Below are 21,279 nucleotides of genomic sequence, written 5' to 3'. Positions count from 1 at the left end.
CCATGACCGCATCGCCAGGCCCTGAAGGGGCCTTTGACCGCCGCACCCCGGCGCCGCCTGGCCGTCAGGGCGCTGAAGCCCTTGAGAAAGAAGCCCGCCTGCCGCTCACCGGCTGGCAGCAGGAGGTGGACCAGGGCCTGCGCTACGGGCTGGAGGCGGCTGAGAGCATCGTGGACCGGCGCATCTCCACCTTTTCGCGCGGCGAGCTGCCCCACTACGCGGGCATCAACACCTTCATGAAGGCGCCCTACATCGAAGATGTGAATCGCGTCGGCGAATTCGACGTGGCGATCCTGGGGGTACCCCACGATTCCGGCACCACCTACCGGCCCGGCACCCGCTTCGGCCCCCAGGGCATCCGCCGCATCTCGGCCCTCTACACGCCCTACAACTACGAGATGGGGGTCGACCTGCGCGAGTCGATCCGGCTCTGCGATGTGGGTGACATCTTCACGATTCCCGCCAACAACGAGAAGAGCTTCGATCAGATCTCCAAGGGCGTGGCGCACGTGTTCGCCAGCGGCGCCTTCCCGATCATCCTCGGCGGCGATCACTCGATCGGCTTTCCCACCGTGCGGGGGGTGTGCCGCCACCTGGGCGACAAGAAGGTGGGCATCATCCACTTCGATCGCCACGTCGACACCCAGGAGATCGACCTCGACGAACGCATGCACACCTGTCCGTGGTTCCACGCCACGAACATGGCCAACGCCCCGGCCGAAAACCTGGTGCAGCTGGGCATCGGCGGCTGGCAGGTGCCGCGCGAAGGGGTGAAGGTGTGCCGCGAGCGGGGCACCAACGTGCTCACCGTCACCGATATCTGCGACATGGGCCTGGAGGCGGCCGCCCAGTACGCGATCGAGCGCGCCACCGATGGCACCGACTGCGTCTACATCTCCTTCGACATCGACTGCATCGACGCCGGTTTCGTGCCCGGCACCGGCTGGCCAGAACCCGGCGGCCTGCTGCCCCGCGAAGCCCTCAAGCTGCTGGAGCTGATCGTGCGCAACGTGCCGGTCTGCGGCCTGGAGCTGGTGGAGGTGTCGCCCCCCTACGACATCAGCGACATGACCTCACTGATGGCCACCCGGGTGATCTGCGACACCATGGCCCACCTGGTGGTGAGCGGCCAGCTGCCGCGCCAACAGAAGCCGGCCTGGCTGCATGAGGCCTGCAACATGCAGGTCGATCAGAAGTGGAGGTGAGTCATGCATGAAGTCGACATGACCCGCTGCCTGCTGCTCTCGATGGAGGAGTGGAAGCGGGGCCACGCCCCGGCCACACCGAAGGTGACCACCGTGCACCTGCTGGTGGGCAGCTTCACCTGCGTGGAGCCCGAGCAGCTGGTGACCACATGGCAGGTGGCCGTGCAGTCGAGCTGGCTGGCCGGGGCCCGGCTGGTAATCGAATCGGTGCCCCTGCTGGGCCGATGTGTGCTCTGCAACGGCACCTACGCGCCCAGTGCCGAGCAGGGCTACCGCTCCCCCTGCTGTAAGCACCCGATGGAGGAGATCGTGCAGGGCCGTGAGCTGAAGATCCGCTCGATTGATTACAGCCTCTCTGGCCAATCCTCGTCCCACCTCGCTCCCTGCCGCTGATCGCCATGCACATGCCCCTGGAAGACACCCTCGGCCTCAATCTGCTGGCCGCCAATGACCATCAGGCCGCCCACAACCGCGAGCACTTCGACACCTGGCAGCTGCTCTGCCTCAACGTGATGAGCAGCCCCGGCGCCGGCAAGACCTCCCTGCTGGAGCGCTCCCTGGCCCAGCTGGCCGGCACCTACGCCATGGCGGTGCTGGAGGGCGACATGACCACCCAGCTCGATGCCGAACGGCTGCAGGCCGTGGGGGTGCCGGTGGTGCCGATCACCACCGGCCGCGCCTGCCATCTGGATGCGGCGATGGTGCGTGGCGGCCTCCGGCTGCTGGGCCAGCGCCTCGATCCCGCCGGCCTTGATCTGCTCTGGGTGGAGAACGTGGGCAACCTGGTGTGCCCCGCCGAATTCGCCATCGGCGAGCACCGCAAGGTGGCCCTGCTCAGCGTCACCGAAGGGGAGGACAAGCCGCTCAAGTACCCGGTGATGTTCCGGGAGGCCGACTGCGTGCTGATCACCAAGACCGACCTGCTGCCCCACCTGCCGGTGTCGGTGGAGCGGATCGAAGCCCATATCCGCCAGGTGAACCCCCGCTGCGCCGTGATCCGGGTGTCGGCCACCAATGGAGAGGGCCTGGATGCCTGGCACGCCTGGCTGGAGCAGCAGCGGCAACAGCTGGCTGCGGCACGCAGGGCAGACGCTGCCAAGGCCGCTGGCCCTGCCTCGGCCCAGGCCGCTGCCCCGGCTATGGCCGAAGTGCCGGCGCTGGTGAGTCCATGAGCTCCCGAACTTCCCAGTCCTGGGCCCAGCCCGCCCCACCCAGGGCGTCGCCTCGGTGATCTACGCCTTCGTCAACGTCCAGGGCCCCTTGCCCCGCCTCCAGCACCCATTCCGCTTCCAACCCCATGACCACCCCCAACCCCCCGCGCCGCTTCCGCCGCTCCCGCACCCGGTTGCTGGCCACCCTGCTCCTGCTCGGCCTGGGCGCCGGTGCCCTCACCGCCTGCGGTGGCCAGGGCGGCGGCGGCTCCGATGCGCCGGTGCGGATCGGCTACAGCGCCTGGCCCGGCTGGATCCCCTGGAAAGTCACCGAGGAGAAGGGCCTGTTCGGGCTGCCGGTGACGCTGCAGTGGTTTGACGGCTACCTCGATTCGATCAACGCCCTCAACGCCGGCCAGCTCGACTGCAACAGCCAGACCCTCGGGGACACGATCAGCTCGATCGCCGGCGGCGCCGAACTGCAGGTGGTGCTCACCAACGACAACTCCACCGGCAACGACCAGATCATCGTGGCGGAAGGGATCACCAGCCTTGCCGATCTGAAGGGCAAGAAGGTGGCCGCCGAAGAGGGCACGGTGGATCACTACCTGCTGCTGCTGGGCCTGGAGCAGGCCGGCCTCAGCGCCGATGACATCACCTTCGTGCCACTGGAAACCGGCGCGGCGGCGGCCGCCTTCGTGGCCGGCCAGGTGGATGCGGTGGGCGTGTTTGCTCCCTTCACCACCCAGGCCCTGAAGCGCGCCGGCAGCACCACGTTGTTCTCCTCGGCCGACTTCCCCGGCGCCATCAGCGACCACCTGGTGTGCCGCACGGAGTTTGTGGCCAACAACCCTGAAAAGGTGCAGAAGGTGGTGGATGCCTGGTTCGCCACCCTGGCTGAAATCAAGGCCAACCCCGGGCCCTCCCTGGCCATCCTCAGTGCCCGGGCAGGCGTGAGTGAGGCGGAGTACAAGGAGTACGACGCCGGCACCACGATCTTCAGCCTGGAGGACAACCTCAAGGCGCTGCAACCGGGCACCACCATGGCCTCCCTGCCCTTCGCGGCGGAGCAGATCAGCACGTTCCTGCAGGACGTGGGGCTGGCCACCAGTCCTCCCGACCTGGATGGCCTGTTCGCGGCGCAGTTCGTGGAAGCGGCGAAGACCCCGTGAACCGGGCTCGTCTGCGGCGACTGGCCCTGCACCCCTGGGTGCTGGGGCTGGTGGGGATCCTGGCCGTGGTGGCCATCTGGAGCGCCGTGACAGCGGCTGCTGTGGTGGATCCCCTGTTTCTGCCCAGCCCCTCGGCCGTGCTGGCCGCCGGCAGCAGCCAGGCCCGGGAGGGGTTGCTCTGGGCCGACCTGCTGGCCAGTGTGGGGCGGGTGTTCGCCGGTTTCGGCCTCTCGGCGCTGGTCGCCCTGCCCCTGGGGATCGCCATGGGCACCAGCACCTTGATCAACCGGCTGCTGGAGCCGCTGATGGGCCTGATCCGCTACATGCCGGCTCCGGCCTTCATCCCGCTGTTGATCATCTACTTCGGGCTGGGTGAACTGCCCAAGATTCTGCTGATCTTCATCGGCACCCTCTTTTTCAACACCCTGATGATCATGGATGCGGTGAAGTTCGTTCCCAACGAGCTGATCGAAACAGCCCGCACCCTGGGGGGCCGCCCCTCCCAGGTGCTGCTGCGGGTGATCACCCCCTGCATCGCCCCCCAGGTGCTGGATGCCTACCGGATCAACATGGCGGCTGCCTGGAACCTGGTGATCGTGGCGGAACTCGTGGCCGCCAACGAAGGCCTGGGCAAACGCATCAGCCTGGCCCAGCGCTTTCTGCGCACCGATCAGATCTTTCTCGGCCTGATTGTGATCGGGCTGATCGGGCTGCTGATCGATCTGGGCTTCCGCTTCACGATGCGGCGAGCCTGCTCCTGGGCCAACTGAACCCCCAACCGATGCAGCTCGTTGTCGATCAGGTGTCCAAGATGTTCGGGCTGGGCCGCAGCGCCAGTTGTGTGCTCGAGGACATCAGCTTCAACGTCAACAGCGGTGAATTCGTGGCCCTGGTGGGCAGCTCAGGCTGCGGGAAATCCACCCTGATGCGCCTGGTGGCTGGCCTGGACCGCCCCAGCACAGGGGTGGTCACGGTGGACGGCCAGCCCGTGCGCGGCCCTGGTTCCGACCGCGGCATGGTGTTCCAGAAGTACAGCCTCTACCCCTGGCTCACGGCCGCCCAGAACGTGGCCTTCGGCATGGAACTGCAGGGCCTCAGCAGGCCCGAGATCCGCGAGCGCACGGGCTATTTCCTGGAGGTGGTGGGCCTGGCCGATGCGGCCCGGCGGCGGCCCCGGGAGCTCTCGGGGGGCATGCAGCAGCGCGTCGCCATCGCCCGCGCCCTGGCCGCCCAGCCCAAGATCCTGCTACTGGATGAGCCCTTCGGCGCCCTCGACCTGCAGATCCGGGAGTCGATGCAGGAGTTTCTGCACGGGCTGTGGCAACGCACGGGCCTCTCAGCGCTGCTGATCACCCACGACCTTGAGGAAGCGCTGCTGCTGGCCCAACGGGTCCACATCATGGCGCCGAGGCCGGGGCGGATCGTGCGCAGTGTCCAGGTGGATCTGGACCACGGCAACATGGCCCACCTACGAGTGTCGCCACCCTTCCTGGCCCTGCGGGAGGAGTTGGCCACCTGTCTGCGCGGGATGGAGCCTGCCCTGGCCTGAGCCCTCGCCTCAGGCGGGGTCAGTGAACTCCCCCGGAAGGATGTTCAGGTAAACGGCTTCCTTGAACAGTCCCTGCTTGGCGAGCGGATCCTGCCGACTCTGGGCAGCGGCGTAGCGGTGGCGCAGCGACTCCACGAGGGTCTGACGCCGCCGTTCCTGAGACTGGAGGGCTTGGTCTGGGCTGGCCATGACAGTAACGACCACTACATTTCCTTGCCTGACTTTAGGGCCGTGGACGTCGCTGCCGTCGCATTGCCTACCGCAGTGGCAGTAGGCCAACTGCTGGACTACCTCCTATGGCATCCACGTCCACCGGTCTGATTGACCGCCAGGCCCTCAGTGAGCTCAACAGCCTGCGGCAGGGGCCCGCCTGGCTGAGGCTCAGCACCCACCTGCTCCTCGTGGTGATGGCGGGATGGCTCTGGCGCCAGCCCGATCTGGCCCTGCCCTGGCGGGCCACCGCTCTGCTGCTGAGCGGCATCGCCCTGGCCACCTGTTTTGCCCCCCTGCACGAGTGCTGCCACCGCACCGCCTTCCGCAGCCGGGCCACCAACGATGCCGTGGCCTGGCTGGCGGGGGTGCTGAGCTTCTACAACGCCACCTTCTACCGGCGCTACCACCAGTGGCACCATCGCTTCACCCACCAGCCCGGCCGCGACCCGGAACTCGAAGATCCGGCGCCCACCTCCTGGCCCGGCTACCTGAAGGAACTGAGCGGCTGGACCTGGTGGAGCGGCAAGCTGCGTGGCCATGCCCGTCTGCTATTGGGCGACCTCAGCGCCCTGCCCTACCTGAATCCTGAGGTGATCCCCCAGGTGCGTCGTTCAGCCCGGCTGCAGGCTCTCGTCTATGCCCTGGTGCTGACCGTCTCCTGCGTAGGCGCGAACGGCTTTCTGTTCTGGAGCTGGCTGCTGCCCCTGGCGGTGGGGCAACCCTTCCTGCGCTTCGTGCTGCTGGCCGAGCACAGCGGCTGCAGCTTCAGCGACGACGGCACCGCGAACACCCGCACCACCTTGACCCTGGCGCCGCTGCGCTGGCTGATGTGGAACATGCCGTTTCACGCCGAACACCACCTCTACCCCTCCCTGCCCTTTCACGCTCTGCCCCAGGCCCACGCCCTGATCGCCCCCCAGCTGCGCCACCTCGACCACGGCTACCTGCGGGTGCATCGCCAACTGCTGGCCGACCTACCCTCCCTGGCCATCCCCGCACCTGGGCGAGCGTGACGCCGCCGAGCCGGCATCACCAGCTGGGCGCCTGGCCCCTGGCCTGCGGCCGGGTGATCCCCGAGGCCCGGATCAGCTACCTGCAGCTGGGCGAGCTGAACAGCGCCCGCTCCAACCTGATCCTGATGCCCAGCGCCTATGGCGCCCGGGTGGAGGATCTGGCCTGGCTGGCGGGGCCGGTGCTCGACCCCGAGCAGTGGTGCATCGTGATCGCCGGCCAGTTCGGCAACGGCGGCTCCAGCAGTCCCAGCCACGGCGCCATGGGCCTGGCCGAAACGGGCTGGGTGGTGCATCACAGCGACAACGTGGCCGCCCAGCGCCGGCTGCTGGCCGAGGTGTTCGCCGTGGAGCGGCCGGCCCTGATCTACGGCTGGTCGATGGGGGCTCAACAGGCTTACCAATGGGCGGTGCAGCATCCCGAACAGGTGGAGCGGATCTGCTGCATCGCCGGGACGGCGCGCACTTCCCCCCACAATCGCCTCTTCTGCCTCAGCCTGCGGCAGGCCCTCACCGCAGACCGCCACTGGAATGGCAGCGGTTTTGATGCCGTGCCCGAGCAGGGGCTGCGCACCTTTGCCCTGATTTACGCCAGCTGGGCCGCCAGCCAGCCCTTCTTCCGCACGGTGAACGGCTCGATCGAGGCCCATGTGGAGCAGCAGTGGCTGCCTCACTACCGCCGCCATGACCCCCGCGACCTGATCGCCATGCTCGACACCTGGCTCGCCCATGACGTGGCCGGCGGCGGCGATCTGACCGCTGCCCTCGGCCGCATCACGGCCCGAACCGCCGTGGTGGCCTGCAGCCACGACCTCTACTTCCCCCCCGCCGACCTGGCCGCAGACGCATGCGCCATCCCCGGCGCCTGCCTGCACACGATCCACTCCGAACTCGGCCACCGCGCCGGCAATCCCCACAGCAGCACCGCGGAGCAGCTGCAGCTTCGCCACATCACCAGGGAGCTGCTGCGGCTCCCCACCCCCCATCTCACCAGCCGATGACCCCCCTCGCCCAACGGCTCCAGGAGCTTGAGCTCTCCTTCCTGCTGATCTCCTTCACCGACCTGTTCGGCATCCAAAGGGCCAAGCTGGTGCCCGCCTCCGCCGCCGAGGCGATGGGCCGGGACGGCGCCGGCTTCGCCGGCTTCGCGGCCTGGCTGGATCTCTCTCCCGCCGACGGGGACGTGATGGCGATCCCAGATCCCGCCAGCCTCACCCCCCTGCCCTGGCAGCCGGGCGTGGGCTGGGTGGCGGCGGAGCTGGTGCTGGCCGGTGAGCCGATGGCCCAGTGCCCGCGCCGCCTGCTGCGGCTTCAGCAGGAGCGGGCGCTGCAGCTGGGCTTCGAGCTGCGCAGTGGCGTGGAGGCCGAGTTCTTCCTGCTGGGCGCCGATGGCGCCGGCATCGCCGATGCTGCCGACCACCAGGAGAAACCCTGCTACGACCAGCTGGCCCTGATGCGCCGCTACGGGCTGATCGGGCCGCTGCTGGAGGCGATGGAGCAGCTGGGCTGGGGGCCCTACCAGGCCGATCACGAGGATGCCAACGGTCAGTTCGAGCTGAACTGGACCTTCGCCGACGCCCTCACCACCGCCGACCGCCACGCCTTCTTCAAGGTGATGGTGAAGACGCTGGCGGAGCAGCAGGGCCTCAAGGCCAGCTTCATGGCCAAACCCTTCGCCGAGCGCACCGGCAACGGCTGCCACACCCATCTCTCTCTCTGGGGTGCACCCGGCAACAGCAGCGCGGGCGTCAACCTCTTCCACGATCCCGCCGGTGAACTGGGCCTCTCAACCCTGGCCTATCAGTTCCTGGCCGGTCTGCTGGAGCACGCGCCAGCCCTCTGCGCCCTCTCCAATCCCACGGTGAACAGCTACCGGCGGCTGGCGGCGCCGCCCACCACCTCGGGGGCCACCTGGAGCCCGGCGGGGATCAGCTACAGCGGCAACAACCGCACCCACCTGCTGCGCATCCCCGATGACCAGCGCCTGGAGCTGCGGCTGCCCGATGGCTCAGCCCATCCCTATCTGCTGCAGGCCGCCATCCTGGCGGCGGGCCTGGACGGCATCGAGCGAGGGCTCGAGCCAGGACCTCGCCATGACAACGACAACTACGCCGCCCCGCTGGGACCGGAGATCTGCCCAAGGCTGCCGGCCGATCTGGGCGAGGCCCTCGATGCCTTCGACGCCGACACCGGCCTGCGCCAGGCCCTCGGAGAGGAGTTCTGCCAGGCCTACGGCAAGCTGCGCCGCCGCCAGTGGCAGCGGGAACGGGGCGACATCAGCGACGCCGAACGGTGCACATCACTGGATTGCTGAGATGCCTGGGCAGCCGTGGCAACTCTGAGTCGACGCCATGGCGCAGGCCCCCATGCCAGAGCAACCCAAAGCTGCAGGGCTGATCCAGCGCTACCGGGAGGAACTGCAGACCCGCCACTACGCCCGTCGCACGGTGAAGACCTATGAGCAGTGGCTCAGAAGGTTTCTGCGCTTCCACAACCTGCGACACCCCAGAGAGATGGGCAGCGCCGAGGTGAATGCCTTCCTCAGCCATTTGGCCGTGAATCGGCAGGTGAGCCCCTCTACCCAGAACCAGGCACTGTCGGCGCTGCTGTTCCTGTACCGCGAACTGCTGGAACGGGACCTGGAGCTGGAGGGTGTGGTGCGGGCGCGCACGCGCCGCAGGCTGCCGGTGGTGCTGACGGTGCAAGAGGTGCGGGCTGTGCTGCAGCGGCTGGTGGGTGCCGAGGCGCTGGTGGCGGGGCTGCTCTACGGCAGCGGCCTGCGGTTAATGGAGGCGTTGCGGCTGCGAGTGCATGATCTGGACTTCGGCCGGCAGGAACTCACGGTGCGCGACGGAAAGGGCGGGAAGGACCGACGCACCCTGCTGCCCCTTCGCGTAGCGGAGCAGCTGCGCTCCCATCTGGTGGACGTGCGGGTGATCCACCAACGGGATCTGGCCAAGGGCTGGGGGCGGGTGCAGCTGCCCCATGCCCTCGCCCGGAAGTATCCGAATGCCTCTGTCGAATGGTGTTGGCAGTGGGTGTTCCCACAACACAGCCGCTGGTTCAATCCGGCCACCGGTGAAGAGGGCCGCCACCACCTTGATCCCAGCCTGATCCAGAAAGCGGTGCGCAAGGCGGTGCTGGCAGCTGGGATCAGCAAGCCGGCCACCTGCCACAGCCTGCGCCATTCGTTCGCCACCCACCTTCTGGAACGCAGCCAGGACATCCGCACCATTCAGGAGCTACTGGGGCACAGCGATTTGAAAACCACGATGATCTACACCCATGTACTGAATCGGGGCCCAATGGGCGTCACCAGCCCTGCCGATGAACTCTGACTGTGTATCAGGTGTGCCATACGGTTATCGGATCCGCATAAAACCCCTCATCCAACTGGCCTGGCCATCAGAAACCAATGCGCTGGAGTCAAGTTGATGTGGACCCCGGAAACCGGTCCAGGGTGAATGAGAGTCTTCAGCCGGCCAAACTGGGCCGGGGACTCGACCATGAAACGCACCAGGCACACAGCCGAGCAGATCATCCGCAAGCTCAAGACGGCCGAGCAGTTGATCGCCCAGGGAAAAACCGTCGCCGACGTCTGCCGCGTCATCGAGGTCACGCAACCGACCTACCACCGCTGGAGGCAGCAGTACGGGGGCATGCAGGCCGAGGAGGCCAGACGGCTGACCCAGCTGGAGAAGGAGAACGCCCGGCTCAAGAAGCTTTTGGCGGAAGCAGAGTTGGAGAAGGCCATGCTCAAGGACCTCGCCGAGGGAAACTTCTGAGCCCGGAGCGTCGCCGCAGGGCCGTCACGGTCCTGCAGGAGCGTTACCGGGCCTCTGAACGCCTGGCCTGCCGAGTGGTGGGCCAGCACCGCAGCACCCAGCGCCATGGCGGCAAGGTCGTCTCGATCGAGGAGGCCAAGCTCCGGCAGCGTCTCCGCGAGATCGCCGCGGACCACATCCGTTGGGGCCGCCGGATGGCCTACCGCCTGCTGCGGCGGGAGGGCTGGACCGTGAACCACAAACGGGTGCAACGGCTCTGGCGCGAGGAGGGGCTGCAGCGGCCCACTCCCAGGAAGCGAAAGCGGGCACGGCCCGCGGACGGCTCGGTGCGGCGTCATCGGGCTGAGCATCCCCACCAGGTGTGGGCCATGGACTTCCAGTTCGACGCCACCGCTGATGGGCGCAGGCTCAAGTTCCTGAACGTGATCGATGAGCACAGCCGCCTCTGCCTGGCGATCCGGGTCGGCAGGCGCTGCAAGGCCAAGGACGTGGTGGCCGTGCTGGAGGAACTCACCAGCCTCTACCCAGCACCGGCGTACATCCGATCGGACAACGGGCCGGAGTTCATTGCCCAGGCCCTACGGGACTGGTGCGAGGCCAGCAGCACTACCAGCACGGCCTACATCGAGCCAGGATCCCCGTGGGAGAACGGATTCGCCGAGTCGTTCAACGGCCGGTTCCGGGATGAGTTCCTCAACACCGAGCTGTTCACAACAGCCCCCGAGGCGCAGATCCTGGCCGATCGTTGGCGCTGGGAGTACAACTCACTCAGGCCGCACTCGGCCCTCCAGGGGCGTACGCCCCTGGAGGCAGCTCAACAGGGAGCTGCAGCATGACCACAACCACCCACTCTCATAAGCCCTGGACCGATAAAGGGGGTCACGTCAAAGTTGGCGCCCATGGCCGAGTGCACCGAGAAGAGATAGGCTGACAGGGGCGCGTGGGTTGAGGTAGATACCGGACCCGCCCATTCAGCGTTGCTTCGACCGTGTTTTTACGGTTTTTCTCGGTGCCTAGGATATCTGCACGGCTAAGCAACAGCAAGCTCGAGCCGACACCGCCTGCTAGCCGAACGACGTTCGTCAAGAACGGCGGTGCGGCTCAGCTAATCGTTAGGTGGCTATCGCCATTAGTATAGTTGTTTCAAAAGTCTTTCTCCAAGGTGTAGCGAGATGGAATTTCAGCTCAGTGAATACCGCCAAGGAGTCACCGGAGATGAGTTGACAGAAGATGTCAGGAAAATTGCAAAGCTTGTTGGCAATAAGTATCTTTCATATCAGCGATATAGAAAAGCCGGTGGTCGCTACGGGGATCATACGTTCAGGAGACGATTTGGATCTTGGACAAAAGTTCTAGCGGTGTCTGGGCTAGAGCAGGTCAAGCCTCGTTCCGAAATGAAGAAGGTTGATCCTGATAACATCATTTCTGACGTCAAGCGTATCGCGGCTGAGCTGAACACATGCATTGTTACGTCAAAGCAGTATGAAGCCCTTGGAGCTTATGCATTCCCAACGGTAATAGAGAAGTTTGGAAGTTGGAAGAACTTACTTGAGAATGCCGGTCTTTCTGTAACCGGCTTTATTGCGAAATACTCCGACATTGAAGTATTCACAGAGACAGAAAGAATATGGACAGCCCTTGGCAGGCAGCCTACGACTACTGATCTTAAACGAGGAATCTCAAGAATATCCTTGGAAGCGCTTAGCCGTCGGTTTGGTGGATGGAGAAATACGCTGGTAGCATTCTTGGAATATGTAAGCGACGGTAGCTCTCCGAATCAGGACGACCTTGACAATGTAGCAAGCGAAGAGTCAGTCATCCCATATACGGAAGTGGACGCTGCAGGAGAAAATAGAAAGAAGAGAACGCCGAGGAATATAAATCTTAGGTTGAGATTTCGAACCTTACAGCTGGATGCATTTAAGTGTCGCGCTTGTGGTGCGTCTCCTGCCAAAAACCCTGAGACCGAGCTCCATGTAGATCATATTGTTCCATGGTCAAAAGGTGGCGAAACAGAACTCGACAACTTGCAGACGCTTTGCTCGAAATGCAATTTGGGAAAGAGTAATTTGCACAATCTGACTCATACCACCTAACATCGCCATTCACCTGAGCCGCCACCGCAAGGCCATTTCCTTTATGCCTCACTCACAGCGGCCAGGTGATGGCAAGCGTTCGAAGGATGTGTCGTCTTTGATGGGAGCCAGCAAGGCAGCATTGCGTGGCCGTAGCCAAGAGGCTACAGTTGGGTTATGGTTGAAGTCCGCCAGACAGAGCGTTTCGTCCAGTGGCTTGCGGGTCTGCGTGATCTGAGGGCCAGAGCGAAGGTTCAGGCCAGGATCGAACGCCTCATCGGCGGCAATCCTGGTGACGTCAAACCCGTCGGGGCCGGCGTGTCTGAGCTGCGCATCAACTATGGCCCTGGATACAGGGTCTATTACCTGCAGAGGGGCTCCGCATTGATCATCCTGTTGGCTGGAGGAGACAAGTCCTCACAGGCCAAGGACATTGATGAGGCGCTTCTGCTGGCAGACAACCTGAGTGAGGAGATCTGATGAAAGTCACGACCAGCCCCTACGACGTTGCCAAGCATCTACGAACCCAAGAGGAGATGGCGGCCTATCTGGAAGCCTGCATCGAGGAGGCGGATGGAGATGTGGCTTTCATTGCCAAGGCCCTTGGTGACATCGCACGCGCCCAAGGGATGACCAAAGTGGCCAAGGATTCAGGGCTATCCAGAGAAAGTCTCTATAAGGCACTCTCGGGGGACCGCAGTCCGAGCTTTGACACGATCCTCAAGGTCGTGTCGGCCTTGGGGCTTAAGTTGAGTGCCACTGTGAGAAGTGAAGCTGAGGTGGCTTGAGCTCTGCTGGCGAAGCGACGGTCTGCAATCGCTGCCTGTTGAGAAGCGACACCTTCGAACAAGCCCCTTGAGTGGACAGGCCTTAGTCAATTCTCGATGGATTGCGATAGCTTCTTGCCTGCCACTCAGGGACAGCGTTCGAAGGATCGGTAAGAGCGAGCAGAAATGCCCCGTGGAGGAGGCCGCTGCTGCTGGCATAAGTAGACCCTGCAACCAGTTCCGCGAAAAGCCCGCCAACGATGGCCGTAATACCGTTTGGCAGCTGGTATGATGATGGAGTAGAAGCGGGGTGCTTGCCATGGCTGTGATCTCACTCAAGTTGACCGGAGCCCTTGATGCGCAGCTCACGGAGCAGGCTCATCGTCGTCGGCTGAGCAAGTCTGAGTTGGTTCGACGAGCATTGACAGCGTTTCTCCAGTCCTCAGAGCAGGGTGTGGAAGACTCAGCACCACAATCCGCCGCTGATCTGTTAGCCGATTTGGTTGGTTGTTGTGAAGATGGACCAGTAGATCTGTCATCTAACCCTGCTTACATGTCTGACTTCGGTACAAACTGATTATGGCGGTGCTGCTGGATACAGGCCCTTGGGTTGCCGTGTTGAGTCGCAACGACACCCACCATAGATGGGCTATTGAACAGTTTCGGTGTTTTCAGCCTCCGTTGCTGAGCTGTGAGGCTGTCGTTGCGGAGACTTGTTTTCTGCTGAAGCGCTCCGGTTTTGATCCTTCCCTGGCGTTGCAGTTCATTGAGCGAGGGGTCGTTCAATTGCCTTTCGTTCTCCAGGAGCAGATCGGCTCTGTGAGTTCACTCTTCAAGCGGTATGAGAATGTTCCTGCATCTCTAGCTGATACTGCTTTGATTCGACTGTCGGAGATGAACGACTCACCATTGCTTCTCACTACCGATAACGACTTCCATATCTACCGCCGCCATGGAAGGCAAACGATTCCTTTGGTCAGCCCGCGATAACTCTGGATCCTGCAGTAGATGCGAAGGTCTGCGGAGGTTGTCTATAGAGAAGCGACACTTCGAACACACCCCTCGAGTGGACAGGGCACCACCAACTCTATGGTGCCCCACGCCAGGCTTCATGCCTGCCACTCAGGGGCAGCGTTAGCTCTGCAATGAGGTGTGCAAGGCCAACGACGCGGAGGAATGCTGCCGATTGAACGAGTCTCACCTCGGATAGAGATGGGGTTCCCTCGATTTCTTGTCTATCGATGAAGGGTTCAGAAGAACGAGTGTAGGAGCAACGATGAATCGCTGCTCATAGTGTGGCGCCGGCGCCGGCAGCGCTCCGAGCAGTACCGCACCTCCTCCCACACGTCCTTCCATTTCTTACGCCATTGAAACGGTCGCCCACACACGGGGCAGATCTTGCTGGCGCGCTCTGCGGAATTGGTCATCGGGAATTCAGGGGAAGGTTCAGATCAGATCCGCAGGGAATGAGCTGGTTCCATGGGGGATTGGATGACAGCTCCAAGGAACCAGGTCAGACACGACATGCCGTGACAACGCGCATTCCAAAGACGGAACAGCTCCTGAGTCTCCTCAAGGTTCTCGAACTCAGCCACGCTGATGCTCCCCCAGCCGTCATGGCTGAAGACGCTTTAGGACTTGCGCTGCTGGGGCATGGCTGTCAAAGCAGATTCGCCGCCAGCTCCGCCAGTGGTGAGCGCTCACCGCGCATCAGCGTCACATGGCCGGCCAGCGGCTGGCCCTTGAAGCGCTCCACCAGCCAGGTGAGGCCATTGCTCTCCGCGTCCACATAGGGATTGTCAATCTGATAGGGATCACCGGTGAGCACGATCTTGGTGCCCTCACCCACCCGGGTCACGATCGTCTTCACCTCATGGGGAGTGAGGTTCTGGGCTTCATCCACCACCATGAACTGGCGGGGAATCGAGCGGCCGCGGATGTAGCTGATCGCCTCCACCTCCAGCAGTCCCATGCCCTTGAGATCCGACCAGTTGCCGCGCTGAGAGCGCTGACTTCGCCCACCTCCTGTGCCCCCAGGGCCGTTGCTGCGACCCGCCTCCTCCGCACTGCCACCCAGCAGGAAGTCGAGGTTGTCGATGATCGGCTGCATCCAGGGACCCATCTTCTCTTCGAGATCGCCGGGCAGGAAGCCCAGCTCCTTGCCCAGAGCGATCACCGGCCGGGTCACCAGCAGGCGTTCATAGAGGCGCTCATCGGCCACCTGGTGCAGGCCGGCCGCCAGGGCCAGCAGGGTCTTGCCCGTGCCCGCCTTGCCCACCAGGGTCACCAGCTGGATGTCGGGATCGAGCAGGAGGTCGAGGGCGAAGGTCTGCTCCCGGTTACGGGCCTGGATCCGGCCCAGGCGAACCTTCTGGGCCCGCTGCAGCGGCTGCAGGGTGCCCGTCTGGGCCTGGAAGCGACTCAGCAGGGTGTGGGCTGGCTGGGCCAGGTCGATCAGCATCACCCCCTCGTTGGCCTGGGGAGGCGCCGGCAGTTCCAGGCCGTCGACGCTCAGCCCGGCCCCCTGCTTCACCTGATCCATCTGCTCGGCACGGGCCCACAGCTCGCAGACCCCCGGATAGAGGTCGTCGATCGCCACCTTGTCGGTGCTGTAGTCCTGGGCGATCAGACCCACCGCATCGGCCTTGATGCGCAGGTTGGTGTCCTTGGTGACCAGCACCACCGGCGGCTGGCTGCCGATCACCGCCTCCAGCCGCTGGGCCTCAAGGGCCACAGCGAGGATGTTGTTGTCGCCGTTGCCGGCCTTCAGCTCCGGGGGCAGCTGCGCCAGGGTTTCGGCGCGGCAGAACACCACCTTCAGGGTTCCCCCCTGGTCGCCGTTGGGCACGCCGTCGGCCAGGTTGCCTTGGGCCCTGAGGTCGTCGAGCAGACGTGACACCTGGCGGGCATTGCGACCCTTTTCGGCGGGGTCGCGCTTGAAGCGGTCGATCTCCTCCACCACTTCGATCGGGATCACGATCGCGTTGTCTTCAAAGCGGGTGAGCGCGGCCGGATCGTGCAGCAGCACGTTGGTGTCGAGCACGAAGGTCTTGCGCATCCCCAGGCCGCACGGCCAGCTGGCAGCGACGCTAGATCCCCGGCTGCACGTACGCTCCGGCGAGCCACACGCCGTTGCCGTTGTTCCTCGCTGCCGTGTTCAAGATCGTCCTGGTGCTGGCCCTGCTGCTGGGGCTGCTGCTGCTGTGGCTGGAGCTGCGCCACCGGCTGCGGCCGGCGTCTCCTCTGAGGCTCAGCGCCGATGGATTCACCGTGGAGCGTTCCCCCGCCGATCTGCCGGGGGGCTACCGGGTGAGCGGCACGATCACGATCCGCAACCCCCACCCCCGCATGGAGGTGTTCGTGCCCGAGCTGGAGCTGCGCCCCACCCTGTTGGGTCGCGGCGACCTGGCCGGCGTGCAGCTGCTCAGCCGGGTGCGTGCTGACCATCCCGACGAGGAGGGCCGCGCCGATGGCTACTGGGCCGCCTACATCGTCAAGGGCCGCAAGGCCACCAGCGCGCGCCTCAGCCTTGAGCTGCGCCCCGGACCCGGCCAGGACCTCGACGCCCTGCTCGACACCCTCTGGCTCGAAGTGCTGTGGGTCAACTACGGCCCGTTCGGCCGCCTCTGGCGCCGGGACGGAATTCTGGTGCCGCTGCGGCTGCCCACCCCGGTGGAGCCCGCCACCGCCACCTGGCGTGCAGGGGAACGCTGTGCAGTGCTGCCCGTGCGCACCCACCTGCTCGGCAGCCTCGATGACGCCGAGGCCGTGCTGCGTCGCTACGCCGGTGCCCTGCTCCAGCCAGGTGACGTGCTCACCCTGGGGGAGACCCCCCTGGCGGTGATGCAGGGCCGCTACCAGCACCCGGAGATGGTCACACCCTCAGGCCTGGCGCGGCTGCTCTGCCGGGTGTTCCACCCCACCAGTTCCCTCGCCACCGCCTGCGGGCTGCAGACCCTGATCGACCTGGTGGGCCCGGCCCGGGTGCTGGGCGCCTGGCTGGTGGGCACGGCCCTCAAGCTGGTGGGCTCCAAGGGCTGGTTTTACCGGCTGGCCGGCGAACAGGCCCGCCTCATCGACGACGTGACCGGCACCACGCCCCCCTACGACCAGACGATCGTGCTGGGGCCCCACCAGCCGGAAGTCTTCTGCGCCCGCATGGCGGCGGCCCTGGGGGTGGCGGTGGCCGTGGTGGACGTGAACGACCTGGGCCGGGTGAAGGTGCTGGCCTCCAGCAGTGGCTGCGACGAGACCCTGTTGCAGCGCGCCCTGCGCCCCAACCCGGCGGGCAATGCCAACGAACGCACCCCCGTGGTGCTGGTGCGGCCGGCCTGAACCCCACGGCCCCAGCCGCCGCGGCGGCCAAGCGGTGCCGCCTCAGCGGCGATAGCATCGGCCCAGGGTGGCTTGGTTTGAGCCAGTCCACTGCTCAGCCCACACTCGAGCCTGTCAAGGTCCATTCCGAGGTCTGCCAGGGATGTCGGTGCTTCCCCCATCCACTGCCCGCACCCCCATGGAGGCTCCACCGAGCCACGGCTCTCCTGGCGGCGAAGGCTCCGGGCTCGATACAACTCTGCGGCTGGATCCACTGGCTGGCTGGCACATTCCGCTGCTGCATGATCCCGCCTACCTGCCCCTGCACCCGCTGCTGCAGCGCGCCGTGCTGCTCACCATGCCCCAGAGGCTGCTGCAGCTGCTGACCAGCCGGCCCTCCCTGGGCCCGCAGGTGCTGGTGGCCCTGCGCCAGCAGACGCCCCAGGGATTGATCGTGACCCGGCGGCTCAACCGCAGCGGCAGCTGCTGGCAGGTGCAACACCTGCGCCTCTCGGCCACGCAGGCGCGGCGGGAGCTGGCCGGCACCCTGCTGAGGGAGGCGATCCGGCGGGGCCGGGGGGCCAGCAGCTGGATCGCCACCGCCTCCAGCCTCGACCGCGACCGTCTGGCGGTGCTGCGGGAGCAGGGCTTTCAGCCGCTGCGCACCGATCGGCTGTGGCGCTGGCCCCCGACCAGCCCCTGCCGTGGCGACGCCGCCGGCCTGGAGCTGCGCCCCCTCAACCGACGCACCGCGCCCGAGCTGTGGCATCTGGAGCAGGCCGCCTGTGCCGCCCAGCTGCGCCAGCTGCTGGACCGACGCGTTGACGACCTCCTGGCCCAGAGCCACGGCCGCGGCTGGATGCTGTTCGATCCCTGCCGGGAGCAGGCCGTGGCTGCGGTGCGCTGGATCGGTGAGCACGCCGGTGGCGGCCACGACGTGAAGCTCACCGTGCATCCCGGCTGGCAGCACCTGTTCGGAGACGCCACCGCGCTGCTGCTCAGCCAGGCCCAGCACAGCTTCGCCGAGGGTCATGCCCTCTGGCTCGGCTGCGACGTGAGCCAGGAGAACGGCCAGCGCTGGCTGGCCCAGAGCGGTGCCGAGGAGCGCGGTGAGCGGGTGCTGATGGCCCGCAGCGTCTGGCACCGGCAGGAGCTGCGGGCCCCTGCCCAGCTGGCCGCCCGTCGTCTGGAAGCGGTGTGGGAACAGTGGCAGCCCCGTCGCCAGCCCATGCCCACGCCGGTGGGCCCAGGGCAGGGCGGTGTGGCCGATGCCCCCTGAGGCGCTCGCCGCAGGCAGGCGGCGGCAGGCCCCGCGCCCCCGCTCGGTGCTGGCGGTTGATGTGGGCCGCCGTCGCATCGGCCTGGCCGGCTGCGACCCGCTGGGCCTCACCGTGAGCCCCCTGCCGGCCCTGGCCCGGGGGCGCTTTGCGGTTGACCTGACCCGCCTGCAACCCCTGATCGCGACGCGGCGGGTCGAGGCCCTGGTGGTGGGCCTTCCCCTCGACAGCGCTGGCCAGCCCACCGAGCAGTGCCGCCACTGCCGCCGCTACGGCGAGCAGCTGGCCAAAGCCACCGGCCTGCCCCTGGCCTGGGTGAACGAGCACGGCAGCAGCTGGTCGGCGGCCGAGCGCCATGGCCTCCACGGCGACCGCTCCGGTGCCCTCGACAGCGCGGCCGCCCAGCTGCTGCTGGAGCAGTGGCTGCAGGAGGGTCCGGAACCCGCCATGCAGGCGCCGGTGGAGCGGGCGACCATCGCCAGGGGCGCGGAGTCCCACGTTGCACCATCCTGAGGGGCACAGCTCCTCCGATGGCGAGCACCGCAGGTTCATTCATGACTGGCTCCGGCGAGATCCGCTCCGATGTGCCCACCCTCCTGGTGCGGGATCAGCAGGGCCGCCAACTGCTCTGTTTCCTGGAACAGCTGATTCCCCTCGATGGCCACGACTACGGCCTGCTGACGCCGGTGGACACGCCGGTGTGCCTGTTCCGCCTCAACGACGATGACGACCTGCCCGAGTTGATCGACACCCTGGAGGCCAGCGAACCGATCCTCTCGGTGGCCGATGTGGTGCTGCAGGAGCATGACCTCACCCTGGTGCGCTCGGCGGTGACCCTCACGGTGAGCGGCGAACTCGATGAGCCCGATCCCGACGAGCTCGAGGAAGACGAAGAGGATGACGAGACAGAGACCTACGAGCTGCTGGTGACCTTCATGGCCGACGAGCAGGAGTACGGCCTCTACATCCCCCTCGATCCCTTCTTCGTGGTGGCCCGCATGGAGGGCAACGGCGCCCTGGTGGTGGAAGGCGAGGAATTCGATCGGGTGCAGCCCCGCATCGAGGCCGAGCTGGAGGAGCGGGAGGGGCTGGCGTGATGCTGCGTCAGCTGCTGCGGCCGAACTGGCTGATCGATCGCACCCTGGCGGAACTGCCGCTGCAGGACCTGCTGGATCAGGGCATCCGCGCCCTGGTGCTCGATGTGGACCGCACCCTGCTGCCCAGGGGCACGGCCACGATCCTGCCGGAGAGCGCCCTGCGCTGGCTGCAGGCGGCCCGCGAGCAGCTGCCGATCCACCTGTTCAGCAACAACCCGTCGCGGCAACGCATCGGCGCCGTGGCCCGGCAGCTGGACCTGCCCTTCACCACCTCAGCCGGCAAACCCCGCCGTGGCGCCCTGCGCAAGGTGCTGAACCAGTTCGCCCTGCCCCATCACCAGGTGGCCCTGATCGGCGATCGGCTGTTCACCGACGTGATCGCCGGCAACCGGCTGGGGCTGTTCACGGTGCTGGTCAAACCGATCGATCCCCAGGGGCAGCCCTGCCGTCGCGATGGCCTGCAGCGGCTGGAGCTGCGCATGGCCCACTGGCTGGGCAGCGGGCTGGGCAGTGGGATGGGCAGTGGCCGGGGCCGATGAGCACCACCCCCCTGCGCCGGGTGGTGAAGGTGGGCACCAGCCTGCTGCGCGGCTCGGCCGAACGACCCACCGCCGCAGTGATCGCCGACCTGGCAGCCAGCCTCAACCGGGCCCGCCGCCAGGGCGACAGTGTGGCCCTGGTCACCAGCGGTGCGGTGGGGCTGGGCTGCTCCATTCTTGGCCTGGCCCGCCGCCCCACGGAGGTGGAAGCCCTGCAGGCCGCCGCCGCCATCGGCCAGGGGCGGCTGATGGGCCTCTACCAGGACGCCTTCGCCGTGCGCGGCCTCAAGGCGGCCCAGGTGCTGCTCACCCGGGGGGATCTGGCCTCGCGGCGGCGCTATCAGAACGCCTGCCGCACCCTGGCCCAGCTGTTCGCCTGGGGGGTGGTGCCCGTGGTGAACGAGAACGACACCCTGGCCACCGATGAGCTGCGTTTCGGCGACAACGACACCCTCTCGGCCCTGGTGGCCGTGGCCGTTGGCGCCGACGAGCTAATCCTGCTCACCGACGTGGACCGTCTCTACTCGGGCGATCCCCGCCAGGACGCCAGCGCCGAACCGATCAACGAGGTGGGCAGCCTGGCGGAGCTGGAGCGCCTCAGCCAGGGAGCCAGCGGCGGTGGCCAGTGGGGAACGGGCGGCATGACCACCAAGCTGGCGGCCGCCCGCATCGCCACCTCCAGCGGCATCCGCGTGCACCTGGCCGATGGCCGTGATCCCGCCGTGCTCGATGCCCTGGTGGCCGGCAAGCGGGTCGGCACCCTGTTCCAGCCCGCCGCCACCCCCCTGCCCGACCGCAAGCGCTGGCTGGCCCATGCCCTGCTGCCCCAGGGCAGTGTGCGGCTCGACGTGGGGGCCGAGCAGGCCCTGATCAGCCATGGGGCCTCCCTGCTGGCGGTGGGCGTGCTGGCCGTGGAGGGCGACTTTCTGCCCCGGGAGGCCGTGCGTCTGCTCAGCAACGACGGCCGTGAGCTGGGCCGGGGCCTCGCCACCCGGGGCAGCGCCGAGCTGCGCCAGCTGATCGGCCAGGCCGGGGTGGAGGTGGTGCACCGCGACCACATGGCCCTGGTGGGTGAGGCCGCGGTCGGTCACCGCGATCGCTCTACGATCCGGCCCAGCTCGTAGT

25 protein-coding genes are annotated in these 21,279 nt (G+C 66.3%); 22 read left to right on the top strand and 3 right to left on the bottom strand.

Features of this window, described 5'->3' with window-relative positions:
• The first annotated feature begins 2 nt into the window (after window positions 1-2).
• The 6 genes from speB (at window position 3) to CyaNS01_RS05185 (ending at window position 5,077) form a co-directional block, all read left to right on the top strand.
• Window positions 3-1,205: an agmatinase gene (speB, locus tag CyaNS01_RS05210; protein WP_186699417.1), complete on the top strand. Its 1,203-nt coding sequence runs from the start codon at window positions 3-5 to the stop codon at window positions 1,203-1,205.
• Window positions 1,206-1,208: 3 nt separating this feature from the next.
• Window positions 1,209-1,598 carry a hydrogenase maturation nickel metallochaperone HypA gene (locus CyaNS01_RS05205; RefSeq protein WP_186699415.1) on the top strand — a complete coding sequence of 130 codons (390 nt, stop codon included), beginning with the start codon at window positions 1,209-1,211 and terminating at the stop codon, window positions 1,596-1,598.
• A gap of 5 nt (window positions 1,599-1,603) precedes the next feature.
• Entirely contained in the window at window positions 1,604-2,377 is a 774-nt protein-coding gene (gene hypB, locus CyaNS01_RS05200; RefSeq protein ID WP_186699413.1) for a hydrogenase nickel incorporation protein HypB, read from the top strand.
• 125 nt (window positions 2,378-2,502) lie between these two features.
• Window positions 2,503-3,528, top strand: a complete 1,026-nt coding sequence (locus tag CyaNS01_RS05195) for an ABC transporter substrate-binding protein (RefSeq protein ID WP_186699411.1) — start codon at window positions 2,503-2,505, stop codon at window positions 3,526-3,528.
• Window positions 3,525-4,298 (top strand): ABC transporter permease, encoded by a 774-nt coding sequence (locus CyaNS01_RS05190; RefSeq protein WP_186699409.1) that lies wholly within the window; start codon window positions 3,525-3,527, stop codon window positions 4,296-4,298. Before CyaNS01_RS05195 ends, CyaNS01_RS05190 begins: the two co-directional genes overlap by 4 nt.
• A gap of 11 nt (window positions 4,299-4,309) precedes the next feature.
• Window positions 4,310-5,077, top strand: coding sequence for an ABC transporter ATP-binding protein (locus CyaNS01_RS05185; protein WP_186699407.1), 768 nt, complete (start codon window positions 4,310-4,312; stop codon window positions 5,075-5,077).
• A gap of 9 nt (window positions 5,078-5,086) precedes the next feature.
• Here the strand turns inward: CyaNS01_RS05185 and CyaNS01_RS05180 are convergent, their stop codons facing one another.
• Window positions 5,087-5,266: a hypothetical protein gene (locus tag CyaNS01_RS05180; protein ID WP_186699405.1), complete on the bottom strand. Its 180-nt coding sequence runs from the start codon at window positions 5,264-5,266 to the stop codon at window positions 5,087-5,089.
• A gap of 107 nt (window positions 5,267-5,373) precedes the next feature.
• On the opposite strand from CyaNS01_RS05180, the gene CyaNS01_RS05175 reads away from it, so the two are divergent.
• The 10 genes from CyaNS01_RS05175 (at window position 5,374) to CyaNS01_RS05130 (ending at window position 13,917) form a co-directional block, all read left to right on the top strand.
• Window positions 5,374-6,303 (top strand): fatty acid desaturase, encoded by a 930-nt coding sequence (locus tag CyaNS01_RS05175; RefSeq protein WP_186699403.1) that lies wholly within the window; start codon window positions 5,374-5,376, stop codon window positions 6,301-6,303.
• Entirely contained in the window at window positions 6,300-7,301 is a 1,002-nt protein-coding gene (locus tag CyaNS01_RS05170; protein ID WP_186699401.1) for an alpha/beta fold hydrolase, read from the top strand. Before CyaNS01_RS05175 ends, CyaNS01_RS05170 begins: the two co-directional genes overlap by 4 nt.
• Window positions 7,298-8,614: a type III glutamate--ammonia ligase gene (gene glnT, locus CyaNS01_RS05165; RefSeq protein WP_186699399.1), complete on the top strand. Its 1,317-nt coding sequence runs from the start codon at window positions 7,298-7,300 to the stop codon at window positions 8,612-8,614. The genes CyaNS01_RS05170 and glnT overlap by 4 nt, the downstream gene beginning before the upstream one ends.
• 37 nt (window positions 8,615-8,651) lie before the next feature.
• Window positions 8,652-9,638, top strand: coding sequence for an integron integrase (locus tag CyaNS01_RS05160; RefSeq protein ID WP_255460131.1), 987 nt, complete (start codon window positions 8,652-8,654; stop codon window positions 9,636-9,638).
• A gap of 168 nt (window positions 9,639-9,806) precedes the next feature.
• Window positions 9,807-10,921 (top strand): IS3 family transposase gene (locus tag CyaNS01_RS05155; RefSeq protein WP_370561479.1). Its coding sequence is split into 2 segments (ribosomal slippage): window positions 9,807-10,068 and window positions 10,068-10,921, totalling 1,116 coding nucleotides; the frame shifts between segments, so codons are not numbered across the junction.
• Between the two features lie 336 nt (window positions 10,922-11,257).
• Complete coding sequence (locus CyaNS01_RS05150; RefSeq protein WP_186699398.1) at window positions 11,258-12,181, top strand: homing endonuclease associated repeat-containing protein; 924 nt, start codon at window positions 11,258-11,260, stop codon at window positions 12,179-12,181.
• Between the two features lie 156 nt (window positions 12,182-12,337).
• Window positions 12,338-12,640: a type II toxin-antitoxin system RelE/ParE family toxin gene (locus CyaNS01_RS05145; protein WP_186699396.1), complete on the top strand. Its 303-nt coding sequence runs from the start codon at window positions 12,338-12,340 to the stop codon at window positions 12,638-12,640.
• Window positions 12,640-12,948, top strand: a complete 309-nt coding sequence (locus CyaNS01_RS05140; RefSeq protein ID WP_222934202.1) for an addiction module antidote protein — start codon at window positions 12,640-12,642, stop codon at window positions 12,946-12,948. The genes CyaNS01_RS05145 and CyaNS01_RS05140 overlap by 1 nt, the downstream gene beginning before the upstream one ends.
• A gap of 298 nt (window positions 12,949-13,246) precedes the next feature.
• Window positions 13,247-13,504 carry a ribbon-helix-helix protein, CopG family gene (locus CyaNS01_RS14915; RefSeq protein ID WP_186699394.1) on the top strand — a complete coding sequence of 86 codons (258 nt, stop codon included), beginning with the start codon at window positions 13,247-13,249 and terminating at the stop codon, window positions 13,502-13,504.
• A 2-nt stretch (window positions 13,505-13,506) separates the two neighbouring features.
• Window positions 13,507-13,917: a type II toxin-antitoxin system VapC family toxin gene (locus CyaNS01_RS05130; RefSeq protein ID WP_186699392.1), complete on the top strand. Its 411-nt coding sequence runs from the start codon at window positions 13,507-13,509 to the stop codon at window positions 13,915-13,917.
• 260 nt (window positions 13,918-14,177) lie between these two features.
• Here CyaNS01_RS05130 and CyaNS01_RS05125 read toward each other — a convergent pair whose 3' ends face one another.
• Together CyaNS01_RS05125 and CyaNS01_RS05120 are read right to left on the bottom strand one after the other, a co-directional pair.
• Window positions 14,178-14,354: a DUF2256 domain-containing protein gene (locus tag CyaNS01_RS05125; RefSeq protein ID WP_186699390.1), complete on the bottom strand. Its 177-nt coding sequence runs from the start codon at window positions 14,352-14,354 to the stop codon at window positions 14,178-14,180.
• 233 nt (window positions 14,355-14,587) lie between these two features.
• Window positions 14,588-15,985 carry a PhoH family protein gene (locus tag CyaNS01_RS05120; protein ID WP_186699388.1) on the bottom strand — a complete coding sequence of 466 codons (1,398 nt, stop codon included), beginning with the start codon at window positions 15,983-15,985 and terminating at the stop codon, window positions 14,588-14,590.
• An 80-nt stretch (window positions 15,986-16,065) separates the two neighbouring features.
• Between CyaNS01_RS05120 and CyaNS01_RS05115 the strand changes: the two genes are divergently transcribed.
• From CyaNS01_RS05115 to proB, 6 genes are all read left to right on the top strand, one after another.
• Window positions 16,066-17,262, top strand: a complete 1,197-nt coding sequence (locus CyaNS01_RS05115) for a F420-0:Gamma-glutamyl ligase (protein WP_186699386.1) — start codon at window positions 16,066-16,068, stop codon at window positions 17,260-17,262.
• Between the two features lie 178 nt (window positions 17,263-17,440).
• On the top strand, window positions 17,441-18,520 hold the full coding sequence (locus tag CyaNS01_RS05110) for a hypothetical protein (protein WP_225875821.1): 1,080 nt from the start codon (window positions 17,441-17,443) through the stop codon (window positions 18,518-18,520).
• Window positions 18,510-19,031, top strand: coding sequence for a Holliday junction resolvase RuvX (gene ruvX, locus CyaNS01_RS05105; protein WP_186699384.1), 522 nt, complete (start codon window positions 18,510-18,512; stop codon window positions 19,029-19,031). Before CyaNS01_RS05110 ends, ruvX begins: the two co-directional genes overlap by 11 nt.
• Window positions 19,032-19,072: 41 nt before the next feature.
• Window positions 19,073-19,615: a DUF3727 domain-containing protein gene (locus CyaNS01_RS05100; protein ID WP_186700289.1), complete on the top strand. Its 543-nt coding sequence runs from the start codon at window positions 19,073-19,075 to the stop codon at window positions 19,613-19,615.
• The gene (locus CyaNS01_RS05095; RefSeq protein WP_186699382.1) at window positions 19,615-20,154 is read left to right on the top strand and encodes a YqeG family HAD IIIA-type phosphatase; all 540 of its coding nucleotides are present in this window, start codon (window positions 19,615-19,617) and stop codon (window positions 20,152-20,154) included. Before CyaNS01_RS05100 ends, CyaNS01_RS05095 begins: the two co-directional genes overlap by 1 nt.
• Complete coding sequence (proB, locus tag CyaNS01_RS05090; protein ID WP_186699380.1) at window positions 20,151-21,278, top strand: glutamate 5-kinase; 1,128 nt, start codon at window positions 20,151-20,153, stop codon at window positions 21,276-21,278. The genes CyaNS01_RS05095 and proB overlap by 4 nt, the downstream gene beginning before the upstream one ends.
• Window position 21,279: the final 1 nt, after the last annotated feature.

The sequence above is a fragment of the Cyanobium sp. NS01 genome (assembly GCF_014280235.1).
Taxonomy (GTDB): Bacteria; Cyanobacteriota; Cyanobacteriia; order PCC-6307; family Cyanobiaceae; genus NIES-981.
Note: the sequence above shows the minus strand (reverse complement) of the source record. Positions and strands in the feature narration are given on the sequence as shown.

Bases quoted from the DNA above. Each gene is read 5' to 3' on its own strand.
- speB (WP_186699417.1), top strand. From the start codon at position 3: ATGACCGCATCGCCAGGCCCTGAAGGGGCCTTTGACCGCCGCACCCCG.
- CyaNS01_RS05205 (WP_186699415.1), top strand. From the start codon at position 1,209: ATGCATGAAGTCGACATGACCCGCTGCCTGCTGCTCTCGATGGAGGAG.
- hypB (WP_186699413.1), top strand. From the start codon at position 1,604: ATGCACATGCCCCTGGAAGACACCCTCGGCCTCAATCTGCTGGCCGCC.
- CyaNS01_RS05195 (WP_186699411.1), top strand. From the start codon at position 2,503: ATGACCACCCCCAACCCCCCGCGCCGCTTCCGCCGCTCCCGCACCCGG.
- CyaNS01_RS05185 (WP_186699407.1), top strand. From the start codon at position 4,310: ATGCAGCTCGTTGTCGATCAGGTGTCCAAGATGTTCGGGCTGGGCCGC.
- CyaNS01_RS05180 (WP_186699405.1), bottom strand. From the start codon at position 5,266: ATGGCCAGCCCAGACCAAGCCCTCCAGTCTCAGGAACGGCGGCGTCAG.
- CyaNS01_RS05175 (WP_186699403.1), top strand. From the start codon at position 5,374: ATGGCATCCACGTCCACCGGTCTGATTGACCGCCAGGCCCTCAGTGAG.
- glnT (WP_186699399.1), top strand. From the start codon at position 7,298: ATGACCCCCCTCGCCCAACGGCTCCAGGAGCTTGAGCTCTCCTTCCTG.
- CyaNS01_RS05160 (WP_255460131.1), top strand. From the start codon at position 8,652: ATGGCGCAGGCCCCCATGCCAGAGCAACCCAAAGCTGCAGGGCTGATC.
- CyaNS01_RS05150 (WP_186699398.1), top strand. From the start codon at position 11,258: ATGGAATTTCAGCTCAGTGAATACCGCCAAGGAGTCACCGGAGATGAG.
- CyaNS01_RS05145 (WP_186699396.1), top strand. From the start codon at position 12,338: ATGGTTGAAGTCCGCCAGACAGAGCGTTTCGTCCAGTGGCTTGCGGGT.
- CyaNS01_RS05140 (WP_222934202.1), top strand. From the start codon at position 12,640: ATGAAAGTCACGACCAGCCCCTACGACGTTGCCAAGCATCTACGAACC.
- CyaNS01_RS14915 (WP_186699394.1), top strand. From the start codon at position 13,247: ATGGCTGTGATCTCACTCAAGTTGACCGGAGCCCTTGATGCGCAGCTC.
- CyaNS01_RS05130 (WP_186699392.1), top strand. From the start codon at position 13,507: ATGGCGGTGCTGCTGGATACAGGCCCTTGGGTTGCCGTGTTGAGTCGC.
- CyaNS01_RS05125 (WP_186699390.1), bottom strand. From the start codon at position 14,354: ATGACCAATTCCGCAGAGCGCGCCAGCAAGATCTGCCCCGTGTGTGGG.
- CyaNS01_RS05120 (WP_186699388.1), bottom strand. From the start codon at position 15,985: ATGCGCAAGACCTTCGTGCTCGACACCAACGTGCTGCTGCACGATCCG.
- CyaNS01_RS05110 (WP_225875821.1), top strand. From the start codon at position 17,441: ATGGAGGCTCCACCGAGCCACGGCTCTCCTGGCGGCGAAGGCTCCGGG.
- ruvX (WP_186699384.1), top strand. From the start codon at position 18,510: ATGCCCCCTGAGGCGCTCGCCGCAGGCAGGCGGCGGCAGGCCCCGCGC.
- CyaNS01_RS05100 (WP_186700289.1), top strand. From the start codon at position 19,073: ATGACTGGCTCCGGCGAGATCCGCTCCGATGTGCCCACCCTCCTGGTG.
- CyaNS01_RS05095 (WP_186699382.1), top strand. From the start codon at position 19,615: ATGCTGCGTCAGCTGCTGCGGCCGAACTGGCTGATCGATCGCACCCTG.
- proB (WP_186699380.1), top strand. From the start codon at position 20,151: ATGAGCACCACCCCCCTGCGCCGGGTGGTGAAGGTGGGCACCAGCCTG.